Annotated in this window: 19 protein-coding genes; 3 read left to right on the top strand and 16 right to left on the bottom strand. The window is 60.6% G+C overall.

Annotation, left to right across the window (positions count from 1 at the left end):
- Nucleotides 1-19: 19 nt before the first annotated feature.
- Nucleotides 20-541 carry a YhcN/YlaJ family sporulation lipoprotein gene (locus tag BMZ79_RS07985; protein WP_371263656.1) on the top strand — a complete coding sequence of 174 codons (522 nt, stop codon included), beginning with the start codon at nt 20-22 and terminating at the stop codon, nt 539-541.
- Between the two features lie 64 nt (nt 542-605).
- On the opposite strand, the gene BMZ79_RS07990 is transcribed toward BMZ79_RS07985, so the two are convergent.
- From BMZ79_RS07990 to BMZ79_RS08020, 7 genes are all read right to left on the bottom strand, one after another.
- The gene (locus BMZ79_RS07990) at nt 606-1,058 is read right to left on the bottom strand and encodes a PNPOx family protein (RefSeq protein WP_090638392.1); all 453 of its coding nucleotides are present in this window, start codon (nt 1,056-1,058) and stop codon (nt 606-608) included.
- 79 nt (nt 1,059-1,137) lie between these two features.
- Entirely contained in the window at nt 1,138-2,142 is a 1,005-nt protein-coding gene (locus BMZ79_RS07995; protein WP_256252598.1) for an LCP family protein, read from the bottom strand.
- A 14-nt stretch (nt 2,143-2,156) separates the two neighbouring features.
- Nucleotides 2,157-2,429 carry a hypothetical protein gene (locus BMZ79_RS08000; RefSeq protein ID WP_090638395.1) on the bottom strand — a complete coding sequence of 91 codons (273 nt, stop codon included), beginning with the start codon at nt 2,427-2,429 and terminating at the stop codon, nt 2,157-2,159.
- Nucleotides 2,430-2,433: 4 nt separating this feature from the next.
- Nucleotides 2,434-2,739, bottom strand: a complete 306-nt coding sequence (locus tag BMZ79_RS08005; RefSeq protein ID WP_090638397.1) for a YlaH-like family protein — start codon at nt 2,737-2,739, stop codon at nt 2,434-2,436.
- Between the two features lie 132 nt (nt 2,740-2,871).
- Nucleotides 2,872-4,713, bottom strand: a complete 1,842-nt coding sequence (gene typA / locus BMZ79_RS08010; RefSeq protein WP_090638400.1) for a translational GTPase TypA — start codon at nt 4,711-4,713, stop codon at nt 2,872-2,874.
- An 86-nt stretch (nt 4,714-4,799) separates the two neighbouring features.
- Entirely contained in the window at nt 4,800-5,282 is a 483-nt protein-coding gene (locus BMZ79_RS08015; RefSeq protein WP_090638402.1) for a hypothetical protein, read from the bottom strand.
- Between the two features lie 95 nt (nt 5,283-5,377).
- A complete protein-coding gene (locus BMZ79_RS08020) occupies nt 5,378-6,049 on the bottom strand; it encodes a TerC family protein (protein ID WP_090638404.1) in 672 nt (223 codons plus the stop codon).
- Nucleotides 6,050-6,253: 204 nt separating this feature from the next.
- Here BMZ79_RS08020 and BMZ79_RS08025 point away from each other — a divergent pair, with 204 nt between their 5' ends.
- Nucleotides 6,254-6,955, top strand: coding sequence for a TerC family protein (locus tag BMZ79_RS08025; RefSeq protein ID WP_090638407.1), 702 nt, complete (start codon nt 6,254-6,256; stop codon nt 6,953-6,955).
- A gap of 143 nt (nt 6,956-7,098) precedes the next feature.
- Here the strand turns inward: BMZ79_RS08025 and BMZ79_RS08030 are convergent, their stop codons facing one another.
- The 9 genes from BMZ79_RS08030 to BMZ79_RS08070 form a co-directional block, all read right to left on the bottom strand.
- Nucleotides 7,099-8,472: an MDR family MFS transporter gene (locus BMZ79_RS08030; protein WP_090638410.1), complete on the bottom strand. Its 1,374-nt coding sequence runs from the start codon at nt 8,470-8,472 to the stop codon at nt 7,099-7,101.
- A 19-nt stretch (nt 8,473-8,491) separates the two neighbouring features.
- Nucleotides 8,492-8,701: a hypothetical protein gene (locus BMZ79_RS08035; protein WP_090638413.1), complete on the bottom strand. Its 210-nt coding sequence runs from the start codon at nt 8,699-8,701 to the stop codon at nt 8,492-8,494.
- Entirely contained in the window at nt 8,698-9,141 is a 444-nt protein-coding gene (locus BMZ79_RS08040) for a TetR/AcrR family transcriptional regulator (protein ID WP_090638415.1), read from the bottom strand. The genes BMZ79_RS08035 and BMZ79_RS08040 overlap by 4 nt, the downstream gene beginning before the upstream one ends.
- 130 nt (nt 9,142-9,271) lie before the next feature.
- Complete coding sequence (gene thiI / locus BMZ79_RS08045; protein WP_090638418.1) at nt 9,272-10,492, bottom strand: tRNA uracil 4-sulfurtransferase ThiI; 1,221 nt, start codon at nt 10,490-10,492, stop codon at nt 9,272-9,274.
- A gap of 3 nt (nt 10,493-10,495) precedes the next feature.
- On the bottom strand, nt 10,496-11,665 hold the full coding sequence (locus BMZ79_RS08050; RefSeq protein ID WP_090638420.1) for a cysteine desulfurase family protein: 1,170 nt from the start codon (nt 11,663-11,665) through the stop codon (nt 10,496-10,498).
- Between the two features lie 154 nt (nt 11,666-11,819).
- On the bottom strand, nt 11,820-12,500 hold the full coding sequence (locus BMZ79_RS35480; protein WP_305728340.1) for a lytic transglycosylase domain-containing protein: 681 nt from the start codon (nt 12,498-12,500) through the stop codon (nt 11,820-11,822).
- 218 nt (nt 12,501-12,718) lie between these two features.
- On the bottom strand, nt 12,719-13,129 hold the full coding sequence (locus tag BMZ79_RS08060; protein WP_090638425.1) for a DUF4190 domain-containing protein: 411 nt from the start codon (nt 13,127-13,129) through the stop codon (nt 12,719-12,721).
- Between the two features lie 6 nt (nt 13,130-13,135).
- Nucleotides 13,136-13,348 (bottom strand): DUF1540 domain-containing protein, encoded by a 213-nt coding sequence (locus BMZ79_RS08065; RefSeq protein ID WP_090638777.1) that lies wholly within the window; start codon nt 13,346-13,348, stop codon nt 13,136-13,138.
- Nucleotides 13,349-13,401: 53 nt separating this feature from the next.
- Nucleotides 13,402-13,902, bottom strand: coding sequence for a YpuI family protein (locus BMZ79_RS08070; RefSeq protein WP_090638428.1), 501 nt, complete (start codon nt 13,900-13,902; stop codon nt 13,402-13,404).
- A gap of 196 nt (nt 13,903-14,098) precedes the next feature.
- Between BMZ79_RS08070 and BMZ79_RS08075 the strand changes: the two genes are divergently transcribed.
- On the top strand, nt 14,099-15,973 hold the full coding sequence (locus BMZ79_RS08075; protein WP_090638430.1) for a S8 family peptidase: 1,875 nt from the start codon (nt 14,099-14,101) through the stop codon (nt 15,971-15,973).
- Nucleotides 15,974-16,035: the final 62 nt, after the last annotated feature.

Raw genomic sequence — 16,035 nt, forward strand, 5'->3', positions numbered from 1 at the left:
GAAATGGCTGGTGCCCGCTATGCTCCTTTGCTTGCTGGCAGCAGGTTGCAATACCGTCGCCCGCAATGAGACATCACCCTCTCCGCAAAATGATAACCGCGTTCGCGCCCAGCAAAGCTCGCCGCAGAAGAAGACGATCAGCAATCCCAAGCAAGTGGCCGCGCATTTGGAAAGCTTGGCGCGTAAGGTCCCCGGCGTGAAAGGCGCGCACTGCGTTGTGTTTCAGAATACGGCGGTCGTCGGCATCGACGTCGCCGGCAACGTAGACCGCTCCCGCGTCGGCACGATCAAGTACGCCGTAGCGGAGGCGCTCCGCAAAGACCCATACGGCATCAACGCGGCCGTTACCGCCGACATCGACCTCTCCCATCGGCTGAACGAGCTCGGCGCCGACATCCGCCGCGGCCGTCCGATCGCCGGCTTCGCCGAGGAGATGGCGGACATCGTCGGCCGGATCGTGCCGCAGATGCCGCGCGACGTGCAGCCGATGCGGCCCGAGCCGCAAACGCAAGCCAAGCAGCAGCTGAACCAGCATTTGTAGGGGCGGGCCGCTTCGGATTAGCGAGAACCCGTATGAGTATGAAAAAAGCCTAGTGAACGCATCACTAGGCTTTTTTCATGGCCGCAAACACCTGTCCATCCAGTTTGTCGGCGGCTCTTTTATCATACGTTTTCTCATGCTCCGGTCTTACGGACAAGCGTGCGCCGTAAAACATCGCATCGCGGATCGAAGCGATGTCGAGGTCGAAGCAGACAAGCTTAAAGGGTACGTCTTCCAAAGCCTCCGCGACGAGCCGTGCCGTGCCATGGATCGTTTGAACGGTTCCCGGCGCGAACAGCGTCACGCTTGCTTCGGCTGTCGAAGTCATGTTCACCGTCAGGCGCGAGCGGCCGTCGAGCGCGAAGCGCAGCGTGGCGCGGTCGACCGCATAAATCCACGAGATCGCGTTGGACGTCGGTGCCCCGGTTTCCGCGTCGATCGTGTGCAGAAGAACGAACGGTTGCTCATTCAATGCGCCGTATAGATCGTCAGAGAGTACCGCGACGGGTTCGGTCATCCGCATGCCCTCCTTGCCTGCAGTGTCATGAGTGCTCCGATGCCCTCATTATAGCATAGCCGCCATTGCTCTTCCACCGTCATTCCGCCAGTTTTGCGCTCAGCGCGTCTTTCGCGGCCTGCAGCTTCGCGTCGTCCAGATAGACGTACGGACTTTTCCACGTGCCCTCCAGCGGAATGAACGTGATGTCGTTCGCGCCAATGCCGTAATACGTCTTCAGCATGTTCTCGACCTCGTTCGCCGGGATGTCCATCCGCAGGTTGTTGCCGACCGCCTTGATGACGCCGGCGATCTTCGGCACGCTGGAGAAGGATTTCATTTTGTCGGCGATTTGGCCGAGCACCTGGCTTTCGCGGCGGTTCCGGTCGAAGTCGCTGGACATGTTCTTCCCGTCGTTCGATTTGCGGTAGCGCACGAAGTCGAGCGCGTCGTCGCCCATCAGCTTTTGCCGGCCTTTGGCCAGGTCGATGTTCGTGCCGTCGGCGTTATCGACGTAATGCATGTCCATGTCGACGTCGACCGTCACTCCGCCCAGCGCGTCGACCACGTCCGCGAAGCCTTGGAAGTTGATCGTGGCGGTGTAGTCGATCGGAATGCCGAAGAACTTTCCGAACATGGTCCGCAGGTCCTTCTTGGCCGCCTTCTCGGCCTCGGCGTTATCCAAGCCGTCGCCTTTCTCCAGCGCGCGGAACCTGGCGAAATACGCATTGGCTTTGTTGATTTTGTAACCGCTCAGCGCGATGCGGGAATCCCTCGGAATCGAGACGACGACGGCCGATTTGGTTGCCGGGTTGAACGCGGCGACCATCATGACGTCCGTGTTCAAGCTTCCCGTCTGCTTGCGCGTATCCATGCCGAGGAGCATGAACGCGACCGGCTTGACTTTCACGGAATCCTCGGGCGCCACGACGACCGCCGGATCCGCGTCCGTCGTGATGTCCTTCAGCGCGTCTTTGGAAACGTACACCAAGTAGCCCAGGTAGCCGGCGACTCCGACCAGCACGAGGAGCAGCAGAACCATGATGCGGCGCGGCCAGTAGTTTTTCTTCTTCGGTCGAACGGCGTGCGTAGCCTTCCTTGACATGTTTTCCACCTTCGTTAGTTGTATTTCGGATTCGCGTTGATGTCGGCCAGCAGCTGTTCGGCGGCTTCCCGCGGAATCAGCTGCGTCTTCGAACGCCCGTCCTTGTCGTACTTTACGTGGATCATGGTGTCGTCCGTCTTATGTACGAGCAGGTTGGCGAGGCCGTGGTCTTCCGTCAGCATATCGCGAAAGAAGTCGCGCGTGTCCGCCGCGGCCCGGTCGTCCGGCCTGGCTTCGGCGACGAGCTGAATCTGAAGCCAATTGAACAGGGCATCGTCCAGGCGCACGGCGTCAAACTCCTTCCGCGTCGGAGCGGCTTGCGCTGCCGCGTTTTGCCTTGATCTTGTCGTACAGCTGGCGGCCGCGAAGCAGCAGCATCATGAAGACCGCCACCGCCATGCACTGCACGATCGGCAGGATGTCGTACTGCAGCACGAACAGGACGAAGGCGCCGAAGGCCATCAGCAGATGGACGAGAATTTCCTTCAGGATCGGCAGCCGCTTCTGGGCGCGAAACACGGTATTGAAAATATAAATCGTAAAGGCCAGGATCAACAAATACGTAAGGACGGGATGCGCATGAAACCAGCTTTGCATGGTGCTTACCTCCTTCATTACTATAAATAGCATAACGATGCCCGCGAAGCAAATGCAGGGCAACGGTTCTCCCGAAGGAAATCCGCTGCCCTGCCTTGGTCAAAGCGTCTCAAGCGGGACGCGCTTTTCGGCTTAAACGCCTGCTTGAGCGGTTTTGCGATGCTTCTCCGCGCGTTCGCGCTCGCTCTTGTTCAAGATTTTTTTGCGGAGGCGAATCGATTTCGGCGTTACTTCGCAGTATTCGTCGTCGTTCAAATATTCGAGCGCCTGCTCCAGGGAGAAGAGGATCGGCGTCTTCAGGCGAACCGTGTCGTCCTTGCCGGCCGAGCGGATGTTCGTGAGCGCCTTCTCCTTGCAGATGTTGACGATGATGTCGTTGTCGCGGTTATGCTCGCCGACGATCATGCCTTCGTAGACGTCCGTGCCCGGCTCCATGAACAGGATGCCGCGGTCTTCCACGCCGTTCATGCCGTAGAACGTCGACACGCCGTTCTCGCTCGAAATGAGCACGCCTTGATGGCGGCCGCCGACGGACGTGCCGGCCAGCGGGCCGTAGCTGTCGAACGCATGGTTCATGATGCCGTAGCCGCGCGTCAGCGTCAGGAAGTTCGTGCGGTAGCCGATCAGGCCTCGCGCCGGAATGATGAACTCGATGCGGACTTGGCCCGTGCCGTTGTTGACCATGTTGACCATTTCGGCTTTGCGCGTGCCAAGGCTCTCCATGACGGCGCCCATGCTCTCTTCCGGCACGTCGATCAGGAGGCGTTCGTACGGCTCCATCTTCGTGCCGTCGACTTCCTTCACGATGACTTCCGGTTTGGATACCTGAAGCTCGAAGCCTTCGCGGCGCATGTTCTCGATCAGAATGCCGAGGTGAAGCTCGCCGCGGCCGGACACGATGAACGCGTCGGGGCTGTCGGTTTCGTCGACGCGCAGCGCGACGTCGGTCTCAAGCTCCTTGTACAGGCGCTCGCGAAGCTTCCGGGACGTAACCCATTTGCCTTCGCGGCCCGCGAACGGGCTGTTGTTGACGAGGAACGTCATCTGCAGCGTCGGCTCGTCGATCTTCAAGACCGGGAGCGCCTCCGGGTTGGCCGGGTCGGCGATCGTTTCGCCGATGTTGATCTCGCGGATGCCGGCAATCGCGACGATGTCGCCCGCTCCGGCTTCCTCGACTTCGATCCGCTTCAGGCCCTGGAAGCCGAACAGCTTCTCGATGCGGGCCTGCTTCGTCACGCCCTCGCGGTTGATGACCGCCACGGCCTGGCCTTGGCGGATCTTGCCGCGGTTGACGCGGCCGACGGCGATGCGGCCGAGGTATTCGTTGTAGTCAAGCAGCGTCACGAGGAATTGCAGCGGCTCTTCGACGCTTTCCTTCGGGGACGGAATATGCTCGACGATCGTGTCGTACAGCGCCTGCATGTTCTCGTCCTGCTTCTCGAGGCCTATGCTTGCGGTGCCCATCAGCGCGGACGCGTAGACGACCGGGAAGTCCAGCTGCTCGTCGTTCGCGCCGAGCTCGATGAACAGATCCAGCACTTCGTCGACGACCTGCTCCGGGCTCGCGTTCGGGCGGTCGATCTTGTTCAGGACGACGATCGGCGTCAGTTGGCTTTCGAGCGCCTTGCGCAGCACGAATTTCGTCTGCGGCATGCAGCCTTCGAACGCGTCGACGACGAGCAGCACGCCGTCGACCATCTTCATGATCCGCTCCACTTCGCCGCCGAAGTCGGCGTGTCCGGGCGTATCCACGATATTAATAAGGTAATCCTTGTAGTTGACCGCGGTGTTCTTCGCCAAGATCGTAATGCCGCGTTCCCGTTCCAAATCGTTGGAATCCATGGCGCGCTCCTGCACCGTTTCGTTGTCGCGGAACGTGCCGGATTGCTGAAGCAGCTTGTCGACCAGCGTCGTTTTGCCATGGTCGACGTGCGCGATGATGGCGATGTTTCTGATGTTTTCTCTGGCTAGCATAGTACGTTATCCACTCCACTTTTTTATTTAGTCTGTAGTCTCTCGACTTGATTCATGTACCCGTTCTTATGCCGAACGGCCTTGCCTTACCAGCGGGCTCTTCGACCCACGACCAGCCAGGCGCCGGCCGCGATCAGGAACGCCGCGATGATGTACAGCCCCCAACCCCATACGAGCATGATGACGAAAAAGGATACCGCCGCGAGCGCCAGGATGATCGCCAGCGTAAGCGGAAATTTCGGACGATACGCGTCGAAAAGATGGTATTCGTACAGCCCCGCCGCGATGCTGAGGATGACGAACGGCCACAGATTCTCCATCTTGCTCCAGCCAAACGCCATGCAAAAGAAAAAAAGAAAGGCGTTGATCGTCAGAATCGCCCCGGGAATCAACACGAACGGAGGCAGCAGTCGTCCGAAAAACAGCACGTGCAGCAGGATGCCGGGAATCAGCAGAAACAGAGGCCAAAAGTTTGTGCCGATAAACGCAAACAGCCCCAGTTTTCCGAGCAAGATCACAACGCCGGCAGCCAGAAACAGCAGCCCGACGGTGTATTGGTTTTTCGACATGCCTAAGTTCCTTTCTCTCGACACATTTTTAACATTTACTAGTGTAATGGAACGGAAGGCAAAAAACCAGTGAAAGTACTGCAAATTACTGAAAATTATAGGATTCGGCCCTTTTTCGCGCGCAGCACCGCCACGACGATGACCAGCGGGATGAGCAGGATCGGAATCGCCTTGGTCAGCAACGCCGCGTTTTGCGCCAGGAAGCCGTGAACGGCCGGATCGTGGACGAGCATCTCGCCCGAAGCGTAGCCGAGCAGCCCGCCCCCGATATACACCAGCGACGGGAATCGCCGCAGGATGCCGCTGAGCAGCTGGCTGCCCCAAATAATCATCGGAATGCTGAGCACGATCCCGAGCAAAATAAGCACGGGCTCGCCCTGCGCGACCGCGGCGATGGCCAGCACGTTGTCGAGGCTCATGATGAAATCCGCAATGACGATCGTCCGCACCGCGCCCGCGAGCGAGCTGACCTTGCGCATCGCATGGTATTCTTCGGCGTGATCCGAAGCGTCCATGATGAGCTTGACCGCGATCAAGAACAACAGGACGCTGCCGGCGGCCTGCAGATACGGAATCTTGAGCAGGTAAATCGCGACCAGCGTCAGCGCGCAGCGCAGGCCGACCGCGGCGACGGCTCCCCAGAGCACCGCCCGCTTCCGCTGCTTCGGCGGCAGCTGCTGGCTCGCTAACGCTATGACCACGGCGTTGTCGCCGCTTAACAGCACGTTGATGAACATGATTTGGATAAATACGATCAAGCTGTCCACTTTCGTCCGCCTCCTTCGGAAGACGCGGCGGCCGCGCTTGCGGCGCCGACGCTTCCGGCAAGTTCCCCGAACCGGGAAAAGCCCCGTCTATGAACGGTATGTCCCGGGCGGACAGGTTATGTGCGCGATTTTTGAATCTTTTCGCCGATTGGTCCGTATGAACGATCAAGTTGCTTGGTATTCAGAAAGGGTGTTGCGGAAATCATGGAATTGTTTTCGGTTGAATTTTTCACCGCGCTCGTCACGATCGTCTTCATCGACTTGATCCTGGCCGGCGACAACGCGATCGTCATCGGCCTCGCGGCCCGGAAGCTTCCGAAGGAGCAGCAGAAGAAAGCCGTCATTTGGGGTACGGTCGGAGCGGTCGCCATCCGGGCCGTCGCGACGGTGCTCGTCGTGTATTTGCTCAAGGTGCCTTGGCTGATGGTCGTCGGCGGCGTGCTGCTGCTGTGGATCGCCTATAAACTGCTGGTCGATTCGGAGGACCACGACATTCAGGCCGGCAACACGCTGTGGCAGTCGATCCGCACCATCGTCATCGCCGATGCCGCGATGGGCATCGACAACGTCATCGCCGTCGCCGGAGCCGGACACGGCAGCATTCTCCTCGTCGTCCTCGGTCTCGTGATCAGCATTCCGATCGTCGTCTGGGGCAGCACGCTGTTCATCAAGCTCATTCAGCGCTTCCCTTGGATCGTCTATATCGGCTCGGCGGTCATCGCGTATACCGCGGCCAAAATGATTACGCACGAGAAGCGGCTGGAGGACGTGTTCAATCAAAATCCGGTCTTCGAATGGTCGTTCTTGATCCTCGTCGTCATCGCCGTCATTCTCATCGGGCTCCGCCAAAACGTCCGTCGCGCGAAAGCGGCGCGGCAATTGGAAAGCGGCGGCGACTCGCACTAATCTTGTATGTTCCCGAACGTCTTATCGCGGCAAGCCAAAAGGTCGCCCTCCCGGTCAACAGCGGACTGTTGCCGGAGGGCGATCTTTTTTTGCCTGTAGGCGTTAAGCCGCGATCGGTGCGGCGGCCGCAAGCGGGTCGGGAATCAGTGACCCATCATCATGGCCGGGTCCGGCGCTTCGCCGCCCGCCTTCCGATCTTCGGCCTTCAAGCGCGGCTTGCGCAGCAGCAGGGTCAGCGCGACGCCTACGGTCGCGATGCAGGCGGACAGGAAGAACGTGTCGCCGTAGCCGGCCACGACGGCCGTCAGCGGATTCGCGTTCGCCCCCGCGCCCGCGGCGTGGGTATTGATCTGCGACGTCAGATAACCCGTCAAGCCCGCGACGGCGAACGAGACGACGACCTGCTGCGCCGCCGTCGTGAGCGGCGTGACGCGGCTGACCAGCCGGCGCGGAGCGGAATTGAGCACGTGCGTGTTGAGCGGCATCATGGAGAATCCCATGCCGATCCCCATCATGCAGATGGACAAGAGAATGACCCACAGCTGGGTGTCGACCGTCACGTTCGCCAGGATGAAAAGCGAAACGGCGACGATGGCCAGACCCGCGAACGCGAGCGGACGGGCGCCGATTTTATCGAACAGCTTGCCGCTGATCGGCATGGCGATCCCCGCGCACAGCGCCTGCGGCATCAGAATCCAGCCCGTCTCCAGCGCCGAATAACCCTTTACGCCCTGCAAGTACAGCGGCACGAGCAGCATGGCGCCGAACAGCGCGAGCTGCACGATCCAGGTCAAGATGATGCTGCGCGTAAAGTCGGAGGAGCGGAATACTTTCAGCTCGAGCAGCGGCTGCTTCTGCATCAGTTCCACGAAGATGAAGACGATCAGCGCGGCGCCGCCTACCGACAAGCCTATAATCGTGGACGCGGAGGTCCAGCTCGTTCCGCCCTCGCTCACGCCATAGGCCAACATGGCTAACGCGATCTGCGCCAGGCACATGCCGATGACGTCCAGATGCGGAGCGGTTTGACGGTCGGAATGCGGCAAATAACGAAGACCCAGAATGAAGGCGATGATGCCGATCGGCAGGTTGATCATGAAAATCCAATGCCAGCTGACGGAATCGACCAGCCAGCCGGACAGCACGGGGCCGAACGCCGGCGCCATGAGCATCGGAATGCCGAGCATGCCCATGATCGAGCCGCGGCGTTCCGCCGGCGCGAGCTTGAAGACCATCGCCATCCCGATCGGGGAGACCATCCCGCCGCCCAAGCCTTGGATGACGCGGAAGAGGATCAGCTGCTCCGGCGTTTGCGCGATGCCGCACAGGACCGAGCCGATCGTGAACAAGGCGATCGTCAGCATGAAAATTTGCTTGGAGCCGAATTTGTCCGTCAACCAGCCCGTGCTGTCCAAAATAACCATGATCATCCCCACGATGATGGCAAGCAGCGGCGGGAGGATGGACTTCAACGAGAACTCGTCTTGTCCTTTCGTGTTGGCTTGCGTTCGTGACATGAATGCCTCTGCTTTCTGCTCAATTAGCCTCGTATTGATAAAAATAGTGATCCAGGAACAAATCGATCTGCTCCTCGATCGTGGCGGCGGTGTGCAGGGAGCTGTCCTGCATGGAATCGTGCTTGTTCGCCAAGCCGGCCTTGATGACGGGCGACAAAATCGCGGCGAACATTTGCTGCGTCATCAGCAGCAGCTTGTCCCTGTTGGCCGGGCCGATGATTTCCGTCAACGCGGAAGCAGCTTATCCAGGCCTTGACTCTTGAGAAATTCGGAATATTCCGCCTGCGATTCGAACCACTGCTCCTGCACGAGCAGCCGTTTGATCAGCTCGGGATGCTTCTCCAGCGAGGACGTGTACGACAGCAGGAACCGCTTCAAGCGCACGAGCGCCGGAAGCTCCGTCTCGTCGAACACGGCGAAAGCCGCTTGGAACGAGGTGAGCTGAACTTTCAGCGTCTCGCTGATCAGCTTCTCTTTCGAGCCGAAATAATAATTGACGAGCGCGACGTTCGCTCCCGCCGCGGCGGCGATTTTGCGAATCGTGACGCCTTCGATGCCCTCAGCTTTGATCAATTCCAACGTGGCGGCCAATATGTTCTCTTTCGTCGCGGGAATCCCTCCGGTCAGATTTAAACGTTGTTTAAAACAGTGTTTAATACACCCCGCCATCCCCCTTCTGTCAACCTTATTTTTACTGCCTCGCGGCCGCGAAAGCCAAGCAAAAAGAGCCAATCGCGCCTCATCCCGGGGACAAGGCCGACTAGCTCTCGTTTACCGTATACCGCAAGGTTCGCATGCGTTAAAACCAATCGTCCTCGCCGGCGGATTGCGCCGCGGACCGGAACTCCGGCGTAATGGACAGCGTCTCGGCGGAGGCGACCGCCCTGCCGATCATGCCATCCAAATCCGCGAGGCCCGCCTCCGCCTTCTCGACCACGCCCAAGTTCGGATTGGTCGACGGATTCTTCGGCACGAAGAGCGTGCAGCAGTCTTCGTACGGCAAGATCGACGTGTCGTACGTGTCGATGTTCCGCGCGATCCGGATGATCTCGTTCTTGTCCATCGTCACGAGCGGGCGCAGCAACGGCAGCTCCGTGGCCCGGCCGATGACGTTCATGCTGCTCAGCGTCTGGCTCGCGACCTGGCCAAGGCTGTCTCCCGTCACCACCCCGAGCGCTTCCCGCTCTTCCGCCAGCCGATCGGCGATGCGCAGCATCGCGCGCCGCATGAGCGTAATGATCAGCGAATCGTGGCCGCCCTGCGCGATAGCGGTTTGAATATCGGTGAACGAGACGAGATGCAGCTTGATCGGCGCCCCCGTATAGTGCGACAGCTTCCGCACGAGCGAGATGACCTTTTCCGTGGCCTGCTCGCTGGTGTACGGATAACTGTAAAAATGAACCGCCTCCAGCTCCAAGCCCTGCCGCATCGCCAAGTACCCCGCGACGGGGCTGTCGATGCCGCCCGAGAGCAGCAGCAGCGCCTTGCCGTTCGTGCCGTACGGGAAGCCGCCGGCGGCCTGCTCCACGCGGCTGAACACGTACGTCCCTTCGGGCTGGATCTCGACCTTCAGCTCCACCTCCGGCTCCCGGACGTTCACCTTCAGGCCGGGCAGCTCGCGGAGCACATGGCCGCCGACCAGATGGTTCATTTCCTGCGAGTCGTGCGGGAAGCTCTTGTCGACGCGGCGGACGGACACCTTGAACGTCTCCGGCTGCCTCGGCAATCCCCGCATGACGTCGATCGCCGCAATTCGGATCGCCTCCAGATCGTTCGGCGTCTTGCGCACGGGACTGAAGGATACGATGCCGAAGACGTCGCGCAGCCGGACCGCCATCTCTTCATAGGGCTCGCCGTTCAACGCGACGTAGAGGCGCCCGAAAGCCTTCTGGATCCCCGCGCGCGGAAAATCGCCGAGCGCCCGCCTTACCTGTTCCCATACCCGCTTCTCGAACCGGTCGCGGTTTCTTCCTTTTACGGTAAATTCGCCGAAGCGCAGCAGTATCATATCCGGATTCATCTGTCAGTCCCCTTTGCGTTCCAACGGTTTTAGCTTGTGCACGACCTTCTCCAGCATCTCGCACAGCCGCGCCACTTCGGCGTCGCCGTGCTCGTCGCCGAAGCTGACGCGGACCCCGCTCGAGGCCCGTTCGCGGGACAGGCCCATCGCCAGCAGCACCCGGCTCGGCTCGTCGCTCTTCGAGGAGCAGGCCGACTTGGTCGAGGCCAGAATGCCGTGCTTCTCGAGCATATGAACGATCACCTCCGGCCGCATGCCGGGGTAGGAGAAGTTCACGATGTTGGGAGCGGCTCCGCCGCCGGCGCCGAGATCGGGGCTGCCGTTCGGCACCAGCTCCGGGATGGACGCGATGCCGGCCAAGAGCTTCGCCCGCAGCGCGTACATGCGCGCGGCCCGCTCCGGCTGACGCTCGACGGCGAGCCGGAAGGCCTTCGCCGCCGCGACGATCGCCGGCACGTTCTCGGTGCCGGGACGCAGCCCCCGCTCCTGGCTGCCTCCGCCGTATACGTGCTCGAGCTGCAGGTCCTGCCGGACGTAGAGCAGCCCGACGCCGCGCGGCCCGCCGAGCTTGTGCGCCGCGGCGGAGAACAGATCGACCCGGCTGCCGGCGAGATCCACCGGCACCTTGCCGACGCTTTGCACGCCGTCTACGTGGAACGCGATATTCCCGCGCCGCTTCAAGCGGGCGCCGATGTCCGCGATCGGCTGGATCGAGCCGACTTCATTATTGACGTGCATGACGCTGACGAGCGCCGTCTCGTCCGTCAGCGCCGCTTCGACCGCGTCGGCGGACACGATGCCCGTCTCGTCGGCGGGCACGTACGCGGCCGTCCATCCTTCGCGTTCCAGGCCGCGGACCGTATCGTAGACGGACGGATGCTCGATGGCGGTCGTCACGAGATGCTTGCCTTTCTTCGCGAGGCTGCGCGCCGCTCCGAGGATGGCCATGTTATTGCTTTCCGTGCCGCCCGAGGTGAACAGCCATTCTTCCGCGGCCGTTCCCGGGAAGAGGCTTGCGACGACGGCGCGGGCCCGCTCCAAGATATGCTTCGCTTCCTGGCCTCCGCGATGAAGCGAGGACGGGTTCGCGTAATGTTTGGCCATGACTTCGGCCATCGTCCGGATGACGTCCTCCAGCGGAGGCGTCGATGCGCAATGATCGAAATAATGCATGCTGCCTCGTCCTTTCGCGTTCGCTGATGTGCATTTCCTAATAGTATCGCATCGCGGCGGCAAAGATCAACGACCGAAGGCCGAAGCGGCAGGAATTGCCGCTTCGGCCTTCGGGGGCGGAATCTCGATGCCCGCCGCGGAATCCCGGTTACGTTCAACCGATATAGCTCGTCCGGGCGTTCAGCACTTTCGTCACGTAATTCCGCGTCTCTTCGGGCAGCCGTTCCATCAGCGCCTGAAAATCGGCGTTCGTCTGAATGCCCGCGCGGTCCACCCGGCCCGGCCCCGCGTTGTACGCCGCCAGCGCCGCTTGGTCGTTCCCGTCGTATTTCTTCATCAAATAAGCGAGAAATTTCGTGCCGCCTTCGATGTTTTGGGCAGGATCGAACGGATTCGTCACGCCGAGGCTTCTCGCGGTACCGTCCATCAGCTGCATCAGCCCTTTGGCGCCCGCGCCGGATTCCGCGCTCGGATTGTAGGAGGATTCCGTCTGAATGACGGCTTTGATCAGCGACGGGTCGATGCCGTACTTGGCCGCGGCCCTCCGAATCAGCGGCTCGTAATCGCCCGCCGCGCCAGCGTCCGCCGTGGCCGGCTCGCCCGAGCCGCCGAGCATCGGCATCAGCTCGCTCAAGCCGCCGAGCGCCGATGGGCCGCCCATCGAAGCGAGTCCGTCCGCGTCCGCCCGGTCGCTGCCGGAACCGCCGGCCATATATTGCTGCAGCAGCGTATCGAACAGCGACGACCCGTCCGTGCCCGCCGCCGCGGACATGACGTTTTCGTTGCCGTTCAAATCGAGGCTCGGCATGAATTGAAGCTGGAGGAGGGTACTCATAATACGCGGATCGATGCTCATTTCGGGATAGACCTCCACGGGTTAAGGCTTGGTTTCGACAAGGATTAACATCATTTTACATCCTTTCGCCCTGATTCACCAATGAGCCATTGGACCCAAGGCTGAGTCATTCCGCCTGCGAGCGCGCGCCGTATCCCGGGCGACGCCGCCCGCTTATGTAAAAAAACGGCGAAGAGGCATGCTCTCCGCCGGTTCGATCAGGATATCGCATAATAAAGAGGGACAAGGACCAAGTAAGCCAGCACGGCGATGAAACCGAGCGTAATGGACGTTACGCCGAGTCCGCGCGCGCCCTGCCAGTACGCGATGAAGCCGACGACGACCGCGGTCGCCCCCAGCACGATCGGCCAGACGATCCAGGACATGACCGCCAGGATCAGCGCCGCCCATCCGGTCGCCACGCCCGCCGATTTCGTTTCGCGCACGACGTCGTTCGTTCGCTTGGTGACGCCGCGGTCCGGATAATAGTCGGGCATGGAGCGCTGCGGCACGGCGATTTCCGCCGCCGATTCTTCGTTATAGGCTTTCATGTCGGGATGGTAAAGCGGATTCGTTGCCGAATCGTCATGCGGGCTGTGCTCGAAACGATGCTCGGATTCGCGTTCCATTTCGCTTCACTCCTTCGGTTTAAAGGTATGGCAGCATGTGGACGCACTGTTCATCGCCTTGTCCTGGTGTTCGTGGCCAAATCCTTCTCCGGCGAATTCGGATCCGAATTCGACTTCTGCATGGCGGTCGATATCGACCTGGATCTTAGCGGCAGCGCATTTGTTGCCTTCTTCCCAGAAGGAACAGTTCGCGACGCTGCAGCTAACGCCATTCGGCATAAAAATCACCCCCGGTATCAAGTTGCCCGTACCGGGGGTGAGTTATGTCTGCCTTATTTTTGACCTTGCATGCGCCGCTGCGTCATGTAATCACTCTCGTAATACGACAGGTCGTCGCGCAGCTCCTCGAAGATTTTGGATACGGACAGGACGATGTCCCGTCCCGCGCGGACCGGCTTCTTCCGGAAGCGGATGGCGTCTTGTCCCGTATACGCGTAGCGGCCGTCTTCGGAATAGCACTCGTTCTTCGGATAGAAGAAGGCGTTGACGCATTGATGATAGACTTCGTAAAGCGCGCGTTCCGCGAAATCCGTATCGAAATTCGGCCTTCTCAGCGCCACGCCGAGCTTCTCGTACGCCACTTCGGAGAACACGAGCATGTGGCGAAGGTCGGACAGCAAGCCTTTATAAAAAAGCGCCGATTCACTGTCTTGATCTTCGGCGAGAAGTTGGGGCAGGGCGTTTTCGTTCAGAAACGCTTCCAGCTGGCTGATGGCCATTTTCAATTTGTCCCGGGTCGATTCGCTAATCGCTTTTACGTTAGTCGAAGGCATGATAGGTAGATCCCCTTTCATCATCTGCAAACAATACTTAAATCATCAACATCGTACCACAAAATTGAAACAGATGGTACTGCCGTTTGGACCGGCCGGCCGTATATTTTGCTCCGGCGCACGCTACCCTAAAGACAAGTTGACGACAGGGCCGCGGCTTTCCCGAGGCGGCGCCGATCAGGGAGGATAAGACGATATGACTCGACGTAAATGGATCGGCTGGTTCGCCGTGCTTGCCGCGCTGGCGTTCCTCATCCCGCTGACGCCGTGGTTTGGCGGAGGACCGGTAAAGGCGCCGTCGAACAAGGCCAAAGTCAGCACGCTGTCCGCGCACAAGGAACGCCAGATGAAGCTGGCGACCGTCAAGTCGGACATGGACGCGACCGCGCTGCTGTGCACGACGGAATGCGCCCGCAATTTCCAGAAATTGATCCAGCACGAAGCGTCCATGCCGATGAACAAGCAGCACCTGGCGCATATGATGAAGATGCACAAGCAGATGGTCTACGTCTGGTGGCATCACCAAGGCGGCAGCGTCGCGCTGGGCGCCAAACCGTCCTCCGCGCAGTTGGACGACCTGGTCGGCCGAGCGAAGAAACGCGTGATGGCCGGCCAGGACTACGCATCGTCGCCGCTCCAAGCGAACGGGCACCGGTACATGGTGATCGGCGAAGCCGACCGGAAGCATCGCGGGGACGGCATCGTCGGGGTGCTGCTGCAGGATATCGTCATGAAGGTCGAAGGCCATCAGCGGCGGAACCTGCGCCTCGTCCCTTACCCGGCCGAGGGCAAGTACAAGATCGAATCGGTGAAGCCGAACTCCACGACGGACATCACGGTCGACAGCGGCGAAGACAACGGGAACGCGAGCCATTACCACATCAACGAAGTCGTGGTCCGTTTCCGGCAGCAGCCGACCGGCGACGAGATGGCCCGGATTCAGCATGACATCTCCGCCGTTTCGGTGAAAAAGCTGGGCTACACGTATGTCTTCCGTTCCCGCGCCATGGAAGCCGACGACATGATGCGGTATTTCAAGCGCAGCTGGCATGTCGCTTACGTCGAGCCTCATTACCTGTACATGACCAACGACGTGCCGTCCGCCGGCACGAATGCCGACAACGGCGCGTCGATCGTGCCGAACGACGCCTTGTACGCCCAGTACCAATGGAATTTGCCGGTCATCGAGACGGAGAAGGGCTGGACGGTATCCAAAGGCAACAATCAAGTGCGGATCGGCGTGCTGGACACGGGCGTGCAGGCCGACCATCCCGACCTGATCGGCAAAATCGACGAAGGCACCAATCTGGTCGACCAAACCGCCCCGCCGGACGACGACGTCGGCCACGGTACGCACGTATCCGGCATTATCGCCGCCTCCGTCAATAACGGGGAAGGCGTCGCGGGGCTGACCTGGTTCAACAAGATCGTGCCGGTCAAGGTGCTCGACGCGAGCGGCGCCGGCTCGACCTATTCGGTCGCCGAGGGCATCATTTGGGCAACCGACCACGGCATCAAGGTCATCAACATGAGCCTCGGCAACTATGCCGAAGCGCAGTTCCTCCACGATGCGATCAAATACGCCTATGACCGGGACGTCGTGCTCGTCGCCGCGAGCGGCAACGACAACACCGAACGGCCCGGCTATCCGGCTGCTTATCCGGAAGTGCTCGCGGTCGCGTCCACCAACGCCGACGGCACGCGCTCGCCGTTCTCCAACTACGGCGACTACGTCGACGTCGCGGCGCCGGGCATGACGATCGCGAGCACCTATCCGGGCAGCCAATACGCCGCCCTGTCCGGCACGTCGATGGCCAGTCCGCACGTCGCGGCGCTCGCGGGGCTGGTCCGCTCCATCAATCCGGATCTGTCCAACGTCGAGGTCATGGACATCATTCGCAAATCCGCGAAGGATTTGGGCAGCAAGGGCAAAGACAAATACTTCGGCTACGGCCAAATCGACGTCGACCGCGCGCTGCTGGCCGCGCGCCAATCGACCACCGCGTCGCTGCAGAAGTTCCCGCAGCAGGTCGAGCGGCGGCTGGCCCAAATCGCCCGCAAATACAGCTGATCCGCTTGCCTGAAGAGCAGCCGGACCGGCAACGCGAAATAACCCGCAAGGCATGATGCCTT

The sequence above is a fragment of the Paenibacillus sp. UNC496MF genome, assembly GCF_900113915.1.
GTDB classification, from domain to species: Bacteria; Bacillota; Bacilli; order Paenibacillales; family Paenibacillaceae; genus Paenibacillus_Z; species Paenibacillus_Z artemisiicola.